The 17491-nt window shown below is 50.5% G+C and carries 14 protein-coding genes and 1 pseudogene; 9 read left to right on the top strand and 6 right to left on the bottom strand.

Annotated elements, in window-relative coordinates:
• Positions 1-323: 323 nt before the first annotated feature.
• Entirely contained in the window at positions 324-1520 is a 1197-nt protein-coding gene (locus tag X474_RS11950) for a DotU family type IV/VI secretion system protein (RefSeq protein WP_044349167.1), read from the top strand.
• A gap of 182 nt (positions 1521-1702) precedes the next feature.
• Positions 1703-2716, top strand: coding sequence for an alpha-hydroxy-acid oxidizing protein (locus X474_RS11945; protein WP_044349165.1), 1014 nt, complete (start codon positions 1703-1705; stop codon positions 2714-2716).
• Positions 2717-2757: 41 nt separating this feature from the next.
• On the opposite strand, the gene X474_RS11940 is transcribed toward X474_RS11945, so the two are convergent.
• The 3 genes from X474_RS11940 to X474_RS11930 all read right to left on the bottom strand — a co-directional run bounded on the left by X474_RS11940 (position 2758) and on the right by X474_RS11930 (position 5683).
• Complete coding sequence (locus X474_RS11940) at positions 2758-3930, bottom strand: GGDEF domain-containing protein (RefSeq protein WP_052515135.1); 1173 nt, start codon at positions 3928-3930, stop codon at positions 2758-2760.
• A gap of 34 nt (positions 3931-3964) precedes the next feature.
• Positions 3965-4681, bottom strand: coding sequence for a cysteate racemase (gene cuyB / locus X474_RS11935; protein WP_044349163.1), 717 nt, complete (start codon positions 4679-4681; stop codon positions 3965-3967).
• A 378-nt stretch (positions 4682-5059) separates the two neighbouring features.
• Complete coding sequence (locus tag X474_RS11930; protein WP_052515134.1) at positions 5060-5683, bottom strand: amidohydrolase family protein; 624 nt, start codon at positions 5681-5683, stop codon at positions 5060-5062.
• A 661-nt stretch (positions 5684-6344) separates the two neighbouring features.
• On the opposite strand from X474_RS11930, the gene X474_RS11925 reads away from it, so the two are divergent.
• The gene (locus X474_RS11925) at positions 6345-7643 is read left to right on the top strand and encodes an MFS transporter (protein WP_052515133.1); all 1299 of its coding nucleotides are present in this window, start codon (positions 6345-6347) and stop codon (positions 7641-7643) included.
• On the top strand, positions 7640-8797 hold the full coding sequence (locus tag X474_RS11920) for a metallophosphoesterase (RefSeq protein WP_044349162.1): 1158 nt from the start codon (positions 7640-7642) through the stop codon (positions 8795-8797). Before X474_RS11925 ends, X474_RS11920 begins: the two co-directional genes overlap by 4 nt.
• Positions 8798-8880: 83 nt before the next feature.
• Here X474_RS11920 and X474_RS11915 read toward each other — a convergent pair whose 3' ends face one another.
• Positions 8881-10158, bottom strand: coding sequence for an iron-containing alcohol dehydrogenase (locus X474_RS11915; protein ID WP_044349160.1), 1278 nt, complete (start codon positions 10156-10158; stop codon positions 8881-8883).
• 285 nt (positions 10159-10443) lie between these two features.
• Between X474_RS11915 and X474_RS11910 the strand changes: the two genes are divergently transcribed.
• The 3 genes from X474_RS11910 to cooS are packed head-to-tail and all read left to right on the top strand — an operon-like array spanning position 10444 to position 14282.
• Positions 10444-11706: an NAD(P)/FAD-dependent oxidoreductase gene (locus tag X474_RS11910; RefSeq protein WP_044349158.1), complete on the top strand. Its 1263-nt coding sequence runs from the start codon at positions 10444-10446 to the stop codon at positions 11704-11706.
• Between the two features lie 49 nt (positions 11707-11755).
• Positions 11756-12358 carry a 4Fe-4S dicluster domain-containing protein gene (locus X474_RS11905; protein ID WP_044349156.1) on the top strand — a complete coding sequence of 201 codons (603 nt, stop codon included), beginning with the start codon at positions 11756-11758 and terminating at the stop codon, positions 12356-12358.
• 25 nt (positions 12359-12383) lie between these two features.
• Entirely contained in the window at positions 12384-14282 is a 1899-nt protein-coding gene (gene cooS, locus X474_RS11900; RefSeq protein ID WP_044349155.1) for an anaerobic carbon-monoxide dehydrogenase catalytic subunit, read from the top strand.
• 183 nt (positions 14283-14465) lie between these two features.
• On the opposite strand, the gene X474_RS11895 is transcribed toward cooS, so the two are convergent.
• Positions 14466-14975: a DUF2059 domain-containing protein gene (locus tag X474_RS11895; RefSeq protein ID WP_044349153.1), complete on the bottom strand. Its 510-nt coding sequence runs from the start codon at positions 14973-14975 to the stop codon at positions 14466-14468.
• A gap of 82 nt (positions 14976-15057) precedes the next feature.
• On the bottom strand, positions 15058-15558 hold the full coding sequence (locus X474_RS11890) for a DUF2059 domain-containing protein (RefSeq protein WP_044349151.1): 501 nt from the start codon (positions 15556-15558) through the stop codon (positions 15058-15060).
• A 595-nt stretch (positions 15559-16153) separates the two neighbouring features.
• Between X474_RS11890 and X474_RS11885 the strand changes: the two genes are divergently transcribed.
• On the top strand, positions 16154-17077 hold the full coding sequence (locus X474_RS11885) for a tetratricopeptide repeat protein (protein WP_052515132.1): 924 nt from the start codon (positions 16154-16156) through the stop codon (positions 17075-17077).
• A 211-nt stretch (positions 17078-17288) separates the two neighbouring features.
• Positions 17289-17491, top strand: a pseudogene (locus X474_RS11880) (IS256 family transposase); the annotation flags it as partial.

The following is a 17491-nucleotide window of genomic DNA, read 5'->3' as shown; positions in this document are numbered from 1 at the left end:
TTGATGCTTAAGCATATGGATAAAATGGGATTTAGTTTCAACCCTTCGCTTTTACAGGAAGAACCTGATGCAAGCGCCGCAACCCGACAGATCTATTTTTGAAATTCCCAAACAGGTCATAAACCGGGTCGATTCCCTGAAAAGGGTATTTTATCTTTTTAAAAACAGGTGTTACGCAAAAGGCGTCTCTTTGTGCTTTTGTAACCTTACAACACCCCTCACCGCTAATCCAATGAATCAAAAGTGTTGCCCAATCAAAAGAGTTTATAGCCTTTTTTCCCCCCCTGTATGCTATTCTTTTTAAGCAAAGAGGGAGTCTTTAATTGAGCCTTTTTGAGCCCAGCAAAGAAATCCTGGCTTATCTGGTGGCGTTTCGGGAGGCTGCCCCCACTCCGGCGGCTCCGCCTTTCCAAGAAGTCCGCCAAGATCTGGACCGGTTGTTTGACAAACTGGCCCAAGAAAGCCGGGGACTTTTCGTCCCGGTGGGCTCCTATGAAATGGCCGCCCACGCACTGGCTGCCATGGCAGATCAGGTAGTCTCGGAATCAGGCTGGAAATACTCCCCAAAATGGGAACAGTCTCCTTTTCTCATCAGAATTATGGGTAAAGATCGGGCAGGTATAAACCTGCTAACCTTTATCCGTGATATGCGAAACGCCCCGCCCGAGGTCAACGCCGTATTTTACCTTTGCCTTGCCCTGGGTTATCACGGAGAACTTAAACCCGAAGACCATGGGCTGATCCAACTGAAAAAGGAACTTTTACGGCGACTTCCGGGGAATGGAGACCCTTCCCAGCCCACTCCTGCCTTCAAACCGGTTCCGCCCAGGAAAGAGGCAAAGTCAGTCACCTTATGGGCGGGTGTTGCCACCGGCCTGGCGGCCCTGGTGGGAGGGATAATGTTATTCAGCTATCAGCCCGCATCAGACTCACCCCAAAAGCCTATCTCGGGCGTGAGCCACCCCTCCCACTCCAATCCGGTTAAGGCCAACCCAGGCAAACCGTTAATCAAGCCGCCTGAGCTGAAGGTCAAAGAGGAAAAGCTTATAGCGGCCAAAATACCCATCCCAAAGAAAAAGCCCGCAAAAATACACAAAAGTAAAAGTGTTAGCAAAAAAACCACGGTCCAACCCACCCCCTCACCGCCCCAAGCCAACACTCCTTTAGTCGAAGCCGATCTTTCCCTGGATAAATCACTTAAGACCGCCGTCCCCTATGAACCTCCGACTGTTTCAGGCACTTTCGGCAGACCAACCCATGATCTGCAGGCTGGTGTTTTTGTTGGACCGATTCAGGCGGCCCGGCTGGCCTCATCCTTCTTAAAGGCGGGTTTCCCGGCCAGGGTTGAATACAAAAAACGTAAACAGGGCGGCGGTTGGTATGTAGTTTATCTGGGGCCTTTGAATAACCAAAAAACAATTGAAAAGGCCCGCCAGTATATGAAAAAGGCCCATAACATAAAAGCGATATTAAAAGATCATAAGCCAACCGCGACAAAACAACGGGCCGGACTTTTTTAGAAAAACAGATAAAAAGCTTTCCGGGACCGGAGCCGGAAACACAGTCTGGATAAAAGATTCCCACCCCCTAACCCTATTAATCCCTCGGATTAAATGATATTTTTTAACTTAAAGTTCTATTGCCCCCATGGCAAAGTCGGGTTAAGCTGTTTGTCTTCACTAGCCTTAAGGAGCAAAACCAAATGAAAGAAATAAGAGCCAAGGCAAAAGAGCTTTTAAAGGGAAAATGCAAGGTTTGTCCGGTATGTGACGGCAGAGCCTGTGCAGGTGAGGTCCCCGGCATGGGTGGGCTCGGAACCGGTTCGGCCTTTAAATCCAATGTGGAGGCTCTGGCCCGGCTTAAATTCAACATGCGGGTCATGCACCAGGTCACCGACCCGGTGACTGAGGCGGACTTCTTCGGAATCAGCCTGAAACTCCCCATCTTGGCCGCTCCCATAGGCGGGGTGTCCTTTAACATGACCAAAGAGGTCTCTGAACAGGAATACATCAGCTCTGTGATAGGCGGCTGCCTGGACCAGGGAATCCTGGGCTGTTGTGGAGACGGAGCGCCGCCCGAGTTGCTAGACGCCGGATTGGCGGCCCTCAAGGAAAACAAGGGCCAGGGAGTTCCCTTTATCAAACCTTGGGAAGATGAAGAGCTTTTGGCCAAGCTTGAAAAAGCGGAAAATGCCGGAGCCAAGGTGGCAGGTGTGGATCTGGACGCCGCCGGGCTGATCACCTTAAGGCTCATGGGCAAGCCGGTCTCCCCCAGGAGTCTGGAACAGCTGAGCCGCATAATCCGAAAAACCTCTCTTAAATTCATTGTCAAGGGAATCATGACCCCGGAAGAAGCCAAAATGTCTTTGGAAGCCGGGGCGGCGGGCATTGTGGTCTCCAATCACGGCGGCAGGGTGCTGGATTTCACTCCCGGTACGTCCGAGGTGTTGCCTGACATTGCTTCCGAGGTCAAGGGCAAGATAATGATATTGGCCGACGGCGGGGTGCGTACAGGCCCCGATGTGCTTAAAATGCTGGCCCTTGGAGCGGATTTTGTCATGTTGGGACGGCCCTTTGTCATAGCCGCCCTGGGCGGGGGCCGAAAGGGAGTGGCCACTTACATAGAACAGCTTAAAGGCGAGCTTATGCAGGCCATGGTCCTTACAGGCGTGCCGGATGTAAAAAAGGTGGCAAAATCCATTTTTTATAATGCCTGAGACAGTCAATCCGGTCGTCCCAAGGGCGACCGGATTGTAATTCAATCAACCAGAAAAAGACGATTCCTGCCGTTTTGTTTGGCCTTGTAAAGGGCCTGGTCCGCGCTTTCAATAAGCATCGCCGGGTCCTTTTGCTTTTGCGGTGTCTGGCAGGTGACTCCAAGGCTTATGGTGAGCCTGCCTTGGGGCGAATCTTTGTTTTCTATACCGAGTTTTTCCACGGCCTGACGCATCTTTTCCGCCACCTTACCGGCCCCGGAGGCAGGGGTTTGAGGTAAAAGGGCGGCAAACTCCTCGCCTCCATAACGGGCAAGGGTGTCGCCGGTGCGGGTAAGGCACTCTTCCAGGGCCCGGGCCACCCTGATCAGACACTGATCACCTTCCAGATGGCCGTAGGTGTCGTTGTATATTTTGAAATGATCCACATCCACCATGATGGCGGAGAGTTGCCCCCGGTTGCGGGTGGCCCTGCGCCATTCATCGGAAAGGGCCTGATCCAGAAAACGGCGGTTGGGTATACCTGTCAAGGGGTCGATAAAGCTGAGGCGTCTGAATTTCTCCCGCTGTTCCTGGATCATGCCCATATCCAGGTATTCGCGGACTTTTCTGGTATAGATGATCTGACTCAATAAAACAGCCAGTAACGTTGTGATAAAGGCGTTTATCAGATCGGCCTGGATATGAACCCCCGTATAATCCTTAAGACGAACAATCATGAACAGGGTCAGGCAGCCGGGTAAATACAAGGCCAGGCTGAGGGGAAACTTCACCTTCAAAAAGGCGGCTACAACCATTACGATCATGACATAGACCGAAAGGCCCGGCCCGGATTCAAAGGAAAACCCGGCCTGAACCGCCCCCATTATCTGGGCCATACAGGCTATGGCCAGGCAGGCCTGATTATGGAAGGACCTCACATCCCTGGGGGAGGTGGGTCCCTTCACCAGCCACAGAAACACCAAAGCGCCCGCCAGCCATAAAAACCGCATGGGCAGGGTCTCCAGGGTGAGGTCTTTGCCCTGGCCAAATCCCAATACAAAAACCACAAAGCAACCGGCTGCGGCCAACGCAACCATGATCAAGACCGAAATCCAGGTTAAAAGGCGTACTTGGGAGAGGTTTTCCCAAGTCAATAAGCGGAATAAATCCCTGGCCCCTTGGGTGGTTAGGTCCGGAGTCCGGAAAAAAGCAATCAATTTTTGGGGCAGGCGCATGATGGTCCTTAAAATCTACAGCTCGATTCCAACCTCAGGTGTGGTCCAGGGGTGTAAGGCCTGCCCGGACCACGGCAGCACGGGCCAAAAGTAGTTGGGAATCAAAAAACAAAACATCCAAATCTTTCTGGGTCAAGGCCAGGGGTATCTCTGTACAGCCGCCTATTATACCCTGCGCCCCTTGTTTTAGCAGGTATTTTGCCGCGTCCTTGAGCCGCATGGTGGCTTCTTTTCTCTGTTCGGCTGTGGGAGCGGCCTTGATGCTTCTTATGGCGGCCATTACCAGCTCTTCGTGCTCCTTGTCCGGCACCAGGGTCTCTATACCGTAATCAAACAACTTGGACTGATAAATTTCCGCATCTATGGTGCCTTGGGTGGCTAAAAGCCCCACCTTTTTCAAGCCCGCCTGTTTGACCGCTTCCGCCACCACATCCAAAATGGAAAGAATGGGTATGCTTAATTCAGGCTCCAACCGGTCCAGAAAATAATGGGCCGTATTACAGACGATGATAATGAAATCAACGCCCGCTTTTTCCAATACCCGGCAGCCTTTAAGCATTACCGGCACCGGTGATTCGCCCCCGGCTAAAATGGCCTCTGTACGGTCCGGCACCGTGGGATTGCTCTCGATCACAATCCTCAGATGATCCTGATCTTTTGCGGCGGGTGTGCATTTAATGATTTTGGCATAACAGTCGGCCGAGGCCTCCGGCCCCATGCCGCCCAAAATACCGATAGTCTTTTTTCCCATCTGGCCAACCCCTTATTACCGGAAACGGCGGTCACATCATACAGATATATAATTTTTCAGGCAGACCTTTTTGCAAGGGTTTTACTACAGTCTTTACTTATCCTCAAAGCACCCTTGCCCTGACCTGTAAATCCAATTCAGACAAATTTATCATAGCTTACTCCCAAACCAGCTTAAAAGCCCGTCCGGAGTTTGATAACTTCGAACCGGGCTTCATGCTTTCCGACCAACTCTCCTCGGACTTCACCTGATTACAATTTATTGAAATTACTTATATTATTTAATTACTTCAATTCCGAAGACTTTCTCCCCTGTTGAAAATGCAAACGCATTGGGAGGTGTGGGCAGGGCCTGTTTTCAAATTCCGGGAAAACATTTTCAGCGGTTTCTTACCACCCGGCCCGGAGTGCGGCCGGTGGGACTGCCCTTTTCCAGCACCACCTGGCCGTTGGCCAGCACCCATTCAATACCCTTGGGGAAACTCCTGGGATCTTCATAGGTGGAGGTGTCTATGATGGTCTCCGGATCAAATATGACCAGATCCGCATCATAACCGGTTGCGATCAACCCTTTTTGGGCCAGCCCGAATTTTTGGGCGGGCAAGGAGGTCATCTTGCGCACCGCCTCTTCCAGGCTCAGCAACTTTTCCTTCCGCACATAGCGCCCCAAAATGCGGGGGTGGGTGCCATAGAGCCTGGGATGGGGTTTGCTGCCGCCGTGCAGCCCGTCTGTGATAAAGCTCACCGCCGGATGGGCCATGATGGTCTTTACATCATCTGCGCTGAGCCCGAAATTGATCATGCCCACAGCCAGGGATTCGGCCAGAAAAAAATCCATGACCGCATCGGCCAGGGAGAGCCCCTCCAGGCCTTTATTGGCCTTGGTCTCCACCGAAGACATGGTGACCTTGTCCCAGCCCACGATGACAGCTATGTTCTCCCAATCGTGACGCTCCTTGATGTCTTTTTTGATCTGATCCCTTTGGTTTTCCAGGCGTTCCAAAAGGCACTCGGCCCCGCCCGTGTGGTGCCAGGGGGGAAAACCGCATACAGCATGGTTGAACCGGCGGTGCAGGGGTATTGCTCCATGGAGACATCAATACCTTACCTTCGCGCCTGGCCTCTTCTATTTTGGCGATTGCCGTTTCCGCCAAGCCCCAGTTCTTTTTGCCCCTGATCTTGAAATGAATTATCACCACCGGCGCCCCGTAACACCGCCCTTGACTGCGGCATCATATGATTCATTCACGGGAAGCCAACTCCATCTGCTCTATATTACTTAATTTCATTCAAGAAAGACTCCTGCAGACAAACCTGTTTTTAACCAATTTAACATGATGTATTTTTTCATATTGTAAAAATATTACAATCACATTTTTCTTAAAATGAAAAACTATTTCGCCTTAATAAATCTACCTATTATAAATAACTAAATTGAAGCTGATTTGGCAAATAGCTTGACAATAATTTTGCAAAGAATTCACCGCCGACTTTATGGGACGAAATATTTAATCCTGCAAATGGGAGCCCATGCTCAGGGAGGCTGAAAAATTGGATAATCGGGGTAAATGGTTACGACTGCCTTTGAGGAGGTATAATTCGGAAGACCTCAAGCGGACCGTGAGCACACCATGAAATGATTGCCTGATTACGGAACAGGAAAAATGGGTCAGAAAACAAAACAGATCAACCAAAGAAGCCATAGGGCCTACCTGATATTCAGCCTTCTCTGCGCCGCTTATCTGCTGGTTTATTTTCACCGGCTGGCGCCGAATGTGGTTGCCCTGGACCTGATGAAGGATCTAAACACCGGCAGCGGGCTTTTCGGCGTACTGGCTTCGGCCTATTTTTATCCCTATGCCCTTATGCAGCTCCCGGCCGGACTTTTGGCCGACGGCTGGGGGGCCAGAAAGACAATCTGCTCCTCTTTTTGCCTGGCCGCGCTGGGCTCTTTTGTCTTTGCCTGGGCTCAAACTCCCCTGGTGGCCATCTTGGCCAGAATCATGGTGGGCCTGGGTGTATCGCTCTGCTTTGTACCCGCTCTAAAGGTGCTCACCCGCTGGTTCACCGCCGCCCAGTTCGCAGCCTTGACCGGTTTTATCCTGGCCATCGGCGGGCTGGGCGTCTTCTGCGCCACCACTCCCCTGGCCTATCTCACCGTATGGCTCAGCTGGCGGGGCAGCTTTGTATTCATGGGGATGCTGACTTTTTTAGTAGCTGTTCTGGTTTGGTTTCTGGTGAGGGACACCCCGGAGGAGATGGGTTTTCCGCCTGTGGCCCTGCCGCTGAGCGGGCCGGAAGCCGGCCAGCCCCAAAGCGGCATCAAGGATAACCTCGGGCTTATCCTCAAAAGCCCGGCCTTTTGGCTTTTGTGCATCTGGTTTTTCTTTCATGCCGGTATATTTTTCGGCTTTGCCGGTCTCTGGGGAGGCCCTTATCTTATGCAGGTCTATGGCATGACCAAACCCCAGGCCGGAAACGCCTTAAGTTTCATTGCCCTGGGCATGATCGCCAGCGGAATCCTGATGGGCAGGCTATCTGCCCGTTATCCCCAAAAAAGAAAAGTCATTGTGGTTTTCAACACTTCCATGCTAACCCTTTTTTGCACCCAGCCCTCCCTGTTTCCCGGCCTGCTTCCGGCGGAGTGGATGCCTGTCTGGTGTCTGGGGTTCGGCTTTTTCTCCAGCGCCAGTCCGGTTCTGGTTTTTTCCATGTTAAAAGAAATATTTCCCCTTTCCATGACCGGCACTGTAACCGGGTTGATAAACCTCTCGCCTTTTTTGGGGGGAGCATTGATTCAACCCCTGATCGGCTACATACTTGAAGCTGATTCCAACGGCGGAGGCGTTGTGACAGCCCAGGCCTATGGCGAGGCCTTCATGGTGTTCCTGCCCATGGGAGGCATTGCCGTTTTAACCGCCCTTTTGCTTAGATTGCCCGGAAAGGACAATCAAGTCACATGATTATCTTTATATCTGTTTATATTCTGGTCTATGCCGCCCTACAGTTTCTCCTGTATCTGCGGCTGAGGCCCATTTTGCCCCAAGGCCCGCGCTTCAAACTCTTTTTAGCGGCCTGGGGCATAATCATGATACTGACCCCGCCCCTTTTGCGATTCCTGGACGGTCAGGGCTCAGCCCCGCCCTGGGCCTGGCCCGGCTGGCTGGCCTATTGTTGGATGGGTTTTGTCATGGTGGGGACTTATTTTTCTGTAGTCTCCTGGATGGTAGGGGGGCTGACCCGCCTTTTCATGCGCCGTAAAAGCAAGCCCTTAACCCGCGGCCTGGCCTTTTTTGTGGCCCTGGCCACGGTTTGCACCATGTTCTACGGTTTTAATGAAGCCAACCGGCTTAAAACCACCAGACTCACCCTGGAGACCAGCCGCATAGGCGATGAGAACGGTCCCGTCAAGGTGGCCTTTTTCGCTGACCTTCACCTGGGCCTGGTGCGCAGGCCACAAATCCTTAACCAGCTTTCCCGCATAGTAAAACAGGAAAAGCCGGATCTTATCCTGGCCGGTGGAGACATTGTAGACGGCCGCCTGCCTCCCGGTTATGCAAGCGAACTGATTTTGCGGGAGATGAAAGCCCGGTTCGGTAAATACGCGGTATTGGGAAACCACGAATACTATGTGGGGGCTCTACAGGCCAAGGAATTTCTCAAGCGCTCTGGCTTTAAGGTTCTAAGCAACAAGTCTGTGGTAATAAACGATATAATCACCCTGGTTGGTTTGGACGACCCCGGCCGTCAGGGCTGGTCCCCCATGGGAGTCACCCTGGTTAAGGCCACCATTCCCAAGGGTTACACCATATTGCTTAAACACAGGCCCGTACCCCCACCTGAGACCCAAGGGCTCTTTGACCTGCTTTTAAGCGGCCACACCCATGGGGGTCAGATGATCCCCATGCGTTATCTGGTGCGGTATCTTTATCCCTATGTTTACGGGCTATACGACCTGCCCGGAGGGGGCAAGGTCTACACCACCACCGGCGCCGGGGCCTGGGGTCCTCCCTTACGGGTATTGGCCGCGCCCGAGCTCGTACTTATAACCATTAAGCCCAAACCAAAGCCTGATCTACAGGCAGGCATGCCAGGCAGCTCCAAAAACCTCGAGTAAAGACGCCTGACCAAGATCCGCAATTAAAAAGCCCCGGCCGATTTCAATAACGGCCAGGGCTTAAAATTTATCAATCAATCGTATTAACTTGTAAAATTACGTATGTGCTGAAAATCACCATCCCAGGCAGCCTTAAGCACCGGGCCCATGAACTCATCCACCATGTCGGTGCGCAGGGGCACGGGCATATTCCTGAGCTTGGTATCCATTTGGGGTTTTTTGGCTGCGCCCAAACAGCGTTCAATATGCTCGTCCGTCATCCCCTCGACTTCTTTGAGCCTGGTGGGGAAGCCAATGGCCTTGCTGAGGCCTATCATCGCCCTGGCCACTGCCACACCCAAGGCGCGTCCGCTCAGTTTATCCAGGTCCTGGTCCACAAACCCGTGTTTCCGATAAACCTCTCCCACCACCCGGAGCTTATCCTCAATGGCCGGAGCGAAAAAGATGGTGTAGTAGGGATTCATCACCGCGCAGGCCCGGCCGTGGCTCAAGACATCGACCAGAGAAAAGCTGTTCAGATGAGGTCCGCTGGTGCCGCCGACCATGATGGCGTAACCGCCCAGGTCCGAGCCCAGCCCCAGCTTCAACCTGGCCTGATCGCTCTCCGGGTCATCCTTGGCTTCCAGAAGGCCGGAGATGATAAGGTCAAGCCCGGTTTCACAGATCTGCCTGGTTTTTTCCTCGATTTCGGGCCCGGCTCCGAAATAAACCTCCACCAGGTGGCCGATGCTGTCCAAAGCCCCGTCCTGGGTCAGGGAAAGGGGCTGGCTGGTAGTGATTTCATAATCAAAGACCGCCTTGGGCGGGGTTACGGCATTGTCTACAATCAACATCTTCTGCCCGGCAAATATATCCGTAACATTGGAATATTTGGTGAGATGAGCCGCTGAGCTGGCCGCAGTCATAATCGCCACCACAGGCAGAACCTTGCGATTATGCTCCTTACACAGTTTTGTGACCTGCCCCAGGCCAAAGAAGGGGTCTATCTCGGGGGTGACATCCCCCAAGGCAGCCAGGCAGGAAGCGCATTTGACAGCGTCTATGCTGGAGCCTCCGCCCATGACCACAATGACATCCGGCTTTTTGTGTATAATATGAGAATGAAGCCGATAAACATCCACAAAGGGTGCATTGGGGGCCACGCCTCGCGCCATGTCCACAATCTCGACCCCTGCTTCTTTAAGAGATTTCAGCACCCTTTCCTGCCAGGGTTTAAACCACTCAGAATGAATGTGTCCCACAAAAAGGGCCCTTTTGCCGAGTTGGGCGGTCAGCTCGCCTGTTTTCTCCAGCACACCCAAACCATAAGCATAGTCATCGCCCTTGAACTCCCGTAACAACTCCCCTGCCCTACCGCTCATTTTCGCGCCTCCTCGGGTATTTTTGTCACCCTCGAGTCCTGGCCGGCTTTTCAACTTATCTTTCTTCCCTTTTAGCCCCTGTCGGCCGGTTTTATCTCAATAATAGAGATGATTATAGACTGCCCGGGCAATTTGATCCAGTGGCACCATCTACGTGTCTTTTACCCCCTATACTTGACAGGTTCTTAGGGAAAATGCCAATATCTCTATGACGGTTCCCAAAAATTGAGCAAAATAACTTTGATTGCAATGTGTTATCCAAAACCGTCACTGGAAGGACGGAGCATGAAGCACGTCATTTGCGGAAACGGCATTGCAGGTGTATCCGCGGCTGAAGCGATCCGTTACCTGGACCCTTCCGCGCAGATCACCTTTATCAGCAAAGAACCCCACTTGCCTTACAGCCGACCCATGATCAGCCTGGTATTGGCCGGGCTGGCCCGGAATTCCGAAATCTTTATCAGAAACCAAAATTTTTATGAAAACCTGGGGGCAAAAGTGCTCTCCGGAGATGAAGCCGCCTCCATTGATTTGCAAACCAAGACGGTTTTCACCAAAAGCGGTGCGCAAATCTCCTATGACCGGCTGCTCATAGCTACAGGAGCAGACCCCAGGCCGATCAAGGCGCAAGGAACCGATCTGGCCGGTATTCATTTCATGCGCAACAGGGATCAGGTCGCAGGGCTTTTGCAGAACATCGCCACCTGCAAAAAGGCCTTGGTCCTGGGCGGAGGCCTGGTGGGGTTCAAGGCCGCCTATGGGCTTATGCTCCGCGGCATAGCGGTTCATATGCTGATCAGCTCCGGCCATCCCCTTTCCATGCAACTGGATGAAACAGCTGGGAAAATCGTGCTGAAAAAACTTTTGGAAAAGGGACTCACGGTAAGCGTAGGCGCTTTTGTCGAGGCCTTTTCCGGAGAAAAGGGCTGGGTGAAAACAGCGCACTTAAAAGACGGCTCCTCCCTGGACTGTGATCTGGTGGTGATAGGCAAGGGTGTTTCACCCACCCTTGATTTTGCCCGGAAAAGCGGCCTTGAAACCGACCTGGGCCTTTTGGTGGACCGCTTTCTTGAGACCAACAGCCCGGGCGTGTACGCAGCCGGAGACGTGGCCCAGGCCTGGGACCTGGTGCACAGGTCAACCTGGGTCAACGCCATCTGGCCGGTGGCCGCGGAACAGGGACGCCTGGCCGGAATGAACATGGCCGGACGCAAAACCGCTTATGCCGGGGGCATGGGGCGCAACGTCATGCGGGTGTTTGATCTGGATGTCATGACCGGCGGCATGGTGAACCCGCCCACTGATCCGGGCTTTCAGGTTATTTCCCGGCTGGGATATGACCAGACCAGCTATGCCAGGCTGGTGCTGAAGGAAAACCGACTGGTGGGAATGGCCCTGGTGGGCAATGTGGAACAGGGCGGTGTGCTCTTGAGCCTGATAAAAAATCAGGCCGACCTGCCCATGGACCCCGCCGACCTGCTTGAACCCGGATTTAATTACGGCAGCCTGATCAGCACCATCAGGCCCCTTCCCAGACCCGTTTTTTGAACCGGTTTTAAATAAAGTTAAGCCAACACTCAGTCTGGAGGCTTGTCTTATGAACCAAGTTATAGTGCACCCTGAAAGGTGCGTGGGTTGCATGCAGTGCACCCTGGCCTGCGCCACAGCCCATTCTCAGAGTAAAAGCCTTTTTGCTGCAACCTTGGAAAAACCCCAACCCAAACCCCGCATCCATGTGGGCAAGGGTCTTTTTGACGAAGGCTTTCCCAACCGCTGCCGTCATTGCGACCCCGCCCCCTGTATGCTGGCCTGCCTGCCAGGAGCCATCTTCAGAGACCCCAAGACCAATACTGTCCTGATCAAGCCTGAAATCTGCATCAACTGCGCATCCTGCGCCATGGCCTGTCCCTTTGGGGTTTTGCGCTATCATGAAGACCCCTTTGCCCCTCCGGGCAAGGTGGTGGCCGTTAAATGCGACAACTGCCTGGAACGCCGGGAACAGGGCATGATCCCTGCCTGTGTGGAGGCCTGCAAGGCCGGAGCCCTCACCTTTGAGGATTCCGCCCTGGCTCAAAAGGCCAAAACAGATCAAGTGGCCCAGGCCACCCTTTCCCAAGGGGAGGCGCCCCTGCCTCCTGCCCCTGGATTTGAGCTGCAAAGTGCCCACAAGCGGTCCCTGAAGGACCTTGAGACCCGCTGAACGCGGTTTGGGAGGAATATGAGCCATGAGCCAGTTTAAAAAAGATTTCTCCAAGTTGACCACAACCAAGGACGGGCAGCTGCTTTTGGAAAAGGCTGCCCACGACCAGGTGGAGACCGTTTGGGAACGTTTTGAAGCACAGCAGCCCCATTGCGGTTTTTGTGAGATGGGGCTTTCCTGTCGCATCTGCGCCATGGGCCCCTGCCGCATCGATCCCTTTGGCGAAGGGCCCAGCCGGGGGGCCTGTGGAGCGGATGCGGATATCATAGTGGCCAGAAACCTGGGGCGCATGGTTGCGGCCGGAGCAGCGGCCCACTCGGACCATGGCCGGGACCTGGTGGAGGTGCTCGCCAAGGTGGCCCAGGGCAAGGCTCCGGGCTACAAGATCGGTTCTCCGGAAAAACTCAGAACCCTGGCCGGGGTTTATGGCCTTGAGATAGAAGGCAAATCAGATACCGAGCTGGCCGCGGACCTGGCCCACGCCATGGAAGAGGAATACGGCACCAGGCAGGAGCGTCTGACCATGGTTAACCGTGCGCCTGACCCCAGACTCGAGCTCTGGGAAAAACTGGGGGTCATGCCCCGGGGGGTGGACCGGGAGACCAGCGAAATGATGCACCGCACCCATATGGGCGTTGATAACGACTGGGTGAGGCTGTGCCTGCATGGGGTGAGAAACGCGCTCAGTGACGGCTGGGGCGGCTCACTGATCGCAACCGAGGTCAGCGACATCCTATTTGGGGTGCCCAAGCCCACTAAATCCCAGGTCAACCTGGGGGTGCTCAAAGAAGACCAGGTCAATATCATAGTGCACGGCCACAACCCGGTGGTGAGTGAGACCATAACCCTGGCAGCCTCTGACCCGGATCTTTTGGCCCTGGCCGAACAAAAAGGGGCCAAGGGCATAAACCTGGTGGGGCTGTGCTGTACGGGTAATGAACTTTTGATGCGCCACGGCATCCCCATGGCCGGAAACCACCTGATGAGCGAACTGACCCTGGTCACCGGCGCGGTGGAGATGATGATAGTGGACTACCAGTGCATAATGCCCTCTTTGGGCTCGGTAGCCACCTGCTATCACACCAAAATGATCTCCACCAGCGACAAGGCCGGATTCCCCCAGATGGAGCACAGGGAGTTCCACCCGGAGATCGCCCTTGACCTGGCCAGGGAACTGGTCAAGGAGGCTGTGGAAAACTATGAACTGCGCAACCCGGACAAGGTCTATCTGCCGGTGGAGCCGGTGGAGATGTACGGCGGGTTTTCCGTGGAGGCGATCCTGGAGGCCCTGGGAGGCACGCCCACACCTTTAATCGAAGCCATCAAGGCAGGCAAGATCAGGGGAGCAGTCGGGGTGGTGGGTTGTAACAACCCCAAAATCAAGCACGACCTGGGCCATGTGGAGCTGACCAAACGGCTGATAGAAAACGATATCCTGGTGCTGGATACGGGCTGCGCCGCGGTGGCCAATGCCAAGGCGGGCCTTAAGCTGCCGGAGGCGGCGGAGCTGGCTGGCCCGGGACTCAAGGAGATCTGTCAGGCCCTGGGCATCCCGCCGGTGTTGCACGTGGGCAGTTGCGTGGACAACTCCCGCATACTGGTTCTGGCCGGAGCCCTGGCCGATGCCCTGGGAGTGGATATAAGCGCCCTGCCCCTGGCCGGAGCCGCACCGGAATGGTACTCGGAAAAAGCTGTCTCCATTGGGGTATATTTTGTAGCCTCAGGAGTTTATACGGTCTTGGGTGTCATGCCTCCCATTACCGGCAGCATGAATGTGGTGGGTCTTTTGACCAAGGGTCTGGATGATGTGATAGGCGCTACTTTTGACGTGGAACCGGACCCGGATAAGGCAGCCCTGTTAATAAGGGCGCATATAGAAAAGAAGCGTAAAGAACTGGGGTTGGATGCCAGGGAAGTCAAGTAATTAGAGGCGAGGAAAAACACAACCGGGCCTGGAAACCAGGTCCCGGTTGTGTTTTAATGTCAGGTAATAACTTCTCACAGTTTTCAGAAGTTTGTTGGCGAAAAAATCCCTGATGATTTTCAATTGAATACTAATAACTATGCAATAAAAATGTATTTACCAATAGCCTTTTTTGAAAAAATTTTATTGTGATTTTAATTCTTTTACAATCTCCTTAGCCAGTTCCTGTATTTCCGGCACTAAGGACTTAAAATACATCTGGCCTTTTAGAAATGACTCTTGCATTATCATGGGTGTTGTACGCATGATCCTTTGAGCGCTGGGGGTTTTAAGGTATTTAATTTGTAATTGCACATCTTCCTTTGTCCAATATTTTTGATATATTGGAATTATTTGGTCAATTAGCCCACCAGAAACATATGTTTTTTTAAGTATAAAATCATAGACACCCTTTTCAAGCACTTGATAATTCCGTTCCGGTAATACTTGATCATGTCTCTTGTCGTTATTTTTCAAAAGTTGGATTATGCTCTTAACTGTAATGGTAGTCATTTGCTGCAAAGTTTGATCAAAATTTGAGAGTTTAAACATCTCAATAAGATCAGCTTTTGAAGGTTTATTATCGTCAGCAGCTACAGGAGCCGAGGCCAGAAAGAGAAGAGACAGGCAAAGCACTACTATTTTCTTGAACATGATCCCCCCAAAATCAGAAATTACATTATTTATTCAATTAAACCAAACTTCAGATAATTCAAATTATAAAAAATTTATGTAATTAATAGCCTCTTTGTCTTAAACCACTTTGAATATGGCTATAAACTTCGGTTTTTAATGATTGCATCCATGAAAGATAAATTTTACCGATTGAGGCGTCTATCTCTCTTTTGGAGGTTAAATATTTTTGGCCAACAGGCGTCTTAAAGAAAACAATCATTTTTCTCATCTCAGGTTCAGTAAATCTACTTCTCAAGTCGGCAGCCAGTTGATCGATTAATGCTCCTGGTTTTTCCATCCTATCAAGAAAAAATTGATACATTAAATCGTCAGTGATTTTAAGGGCTTTTATGGGCACAGACTTAATTTTGGAATGCTTTTCATATTCTTCTTCAGTACGCCTAAAGGTCTTGAGCATTATTTGATTAATGGCTTTTTTATAGTGCATTAATTCGACAAGTTGCTTGGCATCATCAAGAGATTCTGTGGACAGGCTTTGAGGCACAACCATGAAATTAAACAATAATAAAAAGCCGACTGATAGCAATAAAATTTTACGCATACTTCCCCCAAAATGATTGGCTATGGTTTCCAGCTTACCGCTCGTAACTATCTAATTGATAATACAGTAATATTTCTTAATAATCACAGGTTGCTTTTCAGCTTCCAGCATAGCAATCATTTCAAATAGCTTATAATTAAATAATAATCAAATAACCTGGGAATCCGTTCAATGCTGAGTTAATAAATTTATTACATCAAATCAAAGGCTAACTCAAAACAAATTTCACAGGCAGGGCAACCAGCAGTATTTTGGAAGTTCATATTAATTGACAGAAAGAGTAATCATTCAATAAATAAAAGCTTAACAGTGCGAATTTACATAATAATAAAGTCAAAACTAAATATCAGTTAATCGTAAGAATCCACACAGTGCAAATGCAAAACAAATATTACCAACTTCAATCCCAGGTTAGTTTTTAAGTTTATTTTGACCCCATGGATAAATTATAAAATTAAATTGCGTTTCTAGACATCAAATAATAAAGCAAATCTTTAAATCCCAAATCATTTTTAGTAAGATAATGGAGCATTTAGTATCACCAGACCTTGCTTGAACAAAATGCTTATCTGTTTTAGATACTTGAGGAATTGAAATGCTAATACGCCGTTCAACGAATATCATGCTGATATTTCTGGTAGTTTTACTGACGACTCCCCTTTGCTCCAACCCAACCTTGGCTACAGAACCTGATCATGTAAATGAAGAGTTAAAAGGACTTAAAGCTAAAGCAGAAAGGGGAGACGCAAGAGCTCAATTCTTTTGGGGCCTTAGGTTACTGAATGGTGATGGGGTTATTAAAGATACAACACGTGCAATTGAATGGTTAAAAAAATCTACGAATAATGGCAATGAATTCGCACCTGGTTATTTAGGTGATATTTATTATTCAGGAAACGGTGTACCAGTCGACTATAGAAAGGCTTTAACATGGTATAAAATTTCCAGTAAATATCAAAATAAAGCAAGTCTATATATGCTTGGTCTTATTTATGACTTTGGTAAAGGGGTTACTAAGGACCTTTCATTAGCTATCCACTATTATACTGAAGCTGAAGCAAGAGGGTCTCTTTATGCGGCACATAATTTGGGTATGCTGTATTTTAAAGGTGAAGGCGTTGAAAAAAACTACAAAAAAGCCTTTAGCCTATTACTAAAAGCAGCCTCAAAAGGGTTACCTGAAGCTCAATCTCAAGTGGGGTATCTATATGATGAAGGACTAGGTATCCAACAAAGTTATGAAAAAGCTCGTGAATGGTATCTTAAAGCGGCGAATCAGGGAGACGGCGTTGGACAGAATAATCTCGCATATATGTACTATAAAGGTCTTGGTGTACCTAAAAATTTAATCCTGGCCTATGTTTGGTTTTCACTTGCAGCCCAAAATGATGAGATAGATGCAAAATATGCTATATATGAAGTTGAAAGCGAAATGACCTCAAAGCAACTAAAAAGGGGTAAAAAATTATTTAGTAAATGGAGAATTAAAAAGCCATATCTATTTAATTCTTCAAATTAATTATAGCACTTAGTTACATTTAGACTTTAATTTATTGAGAAAACCTCGCAGCCACAGCGAGTGAATGGCTAACTATTCAAACAACATCCTATGTTTACTGGCGTCAAGTGATAACGTACGCTATTTTTCGCTTTTAATAGGAGGTGGTGGCCTCCGTCTGGTGAAATGAGAGTTGCTTAGATTACTCACACCGGACGAAAGGACCACCACTTTGGACAAGGATAACACCAAAAAGCTCGGGCATGTCGTGCATATCGACGAGGGTAAGCTTCGAGGCCATTTGGACGAAATGGTCAGGGGCACCGTGGAGCAGACCTTAAACGATTTACTGGATGCTGAAGCAGATAGGCTCTGCAATGCTCCCAAATATTCCAGATCCCCTGACCGGGTTGACAGTCGTGTGGTCAGTACGAG

The sequence above is a fragment of the Dethiosulfatarculus sandiegensis genome (genome assembly GCF_000931935.2).
Taxonomy (GTDB): domain Bacteria; phylum Desulfobacterota; class Desulfarculia; order Desulfarculales; family Desulfarculaceae; genus Dethiosulfatarculus; species Dethiosulfatarculus sandiegensis.
Note: the sequence above shows the minus strand (reverse complement) of the source record. Positions and strands in the feature narration are given on the sequence as shown.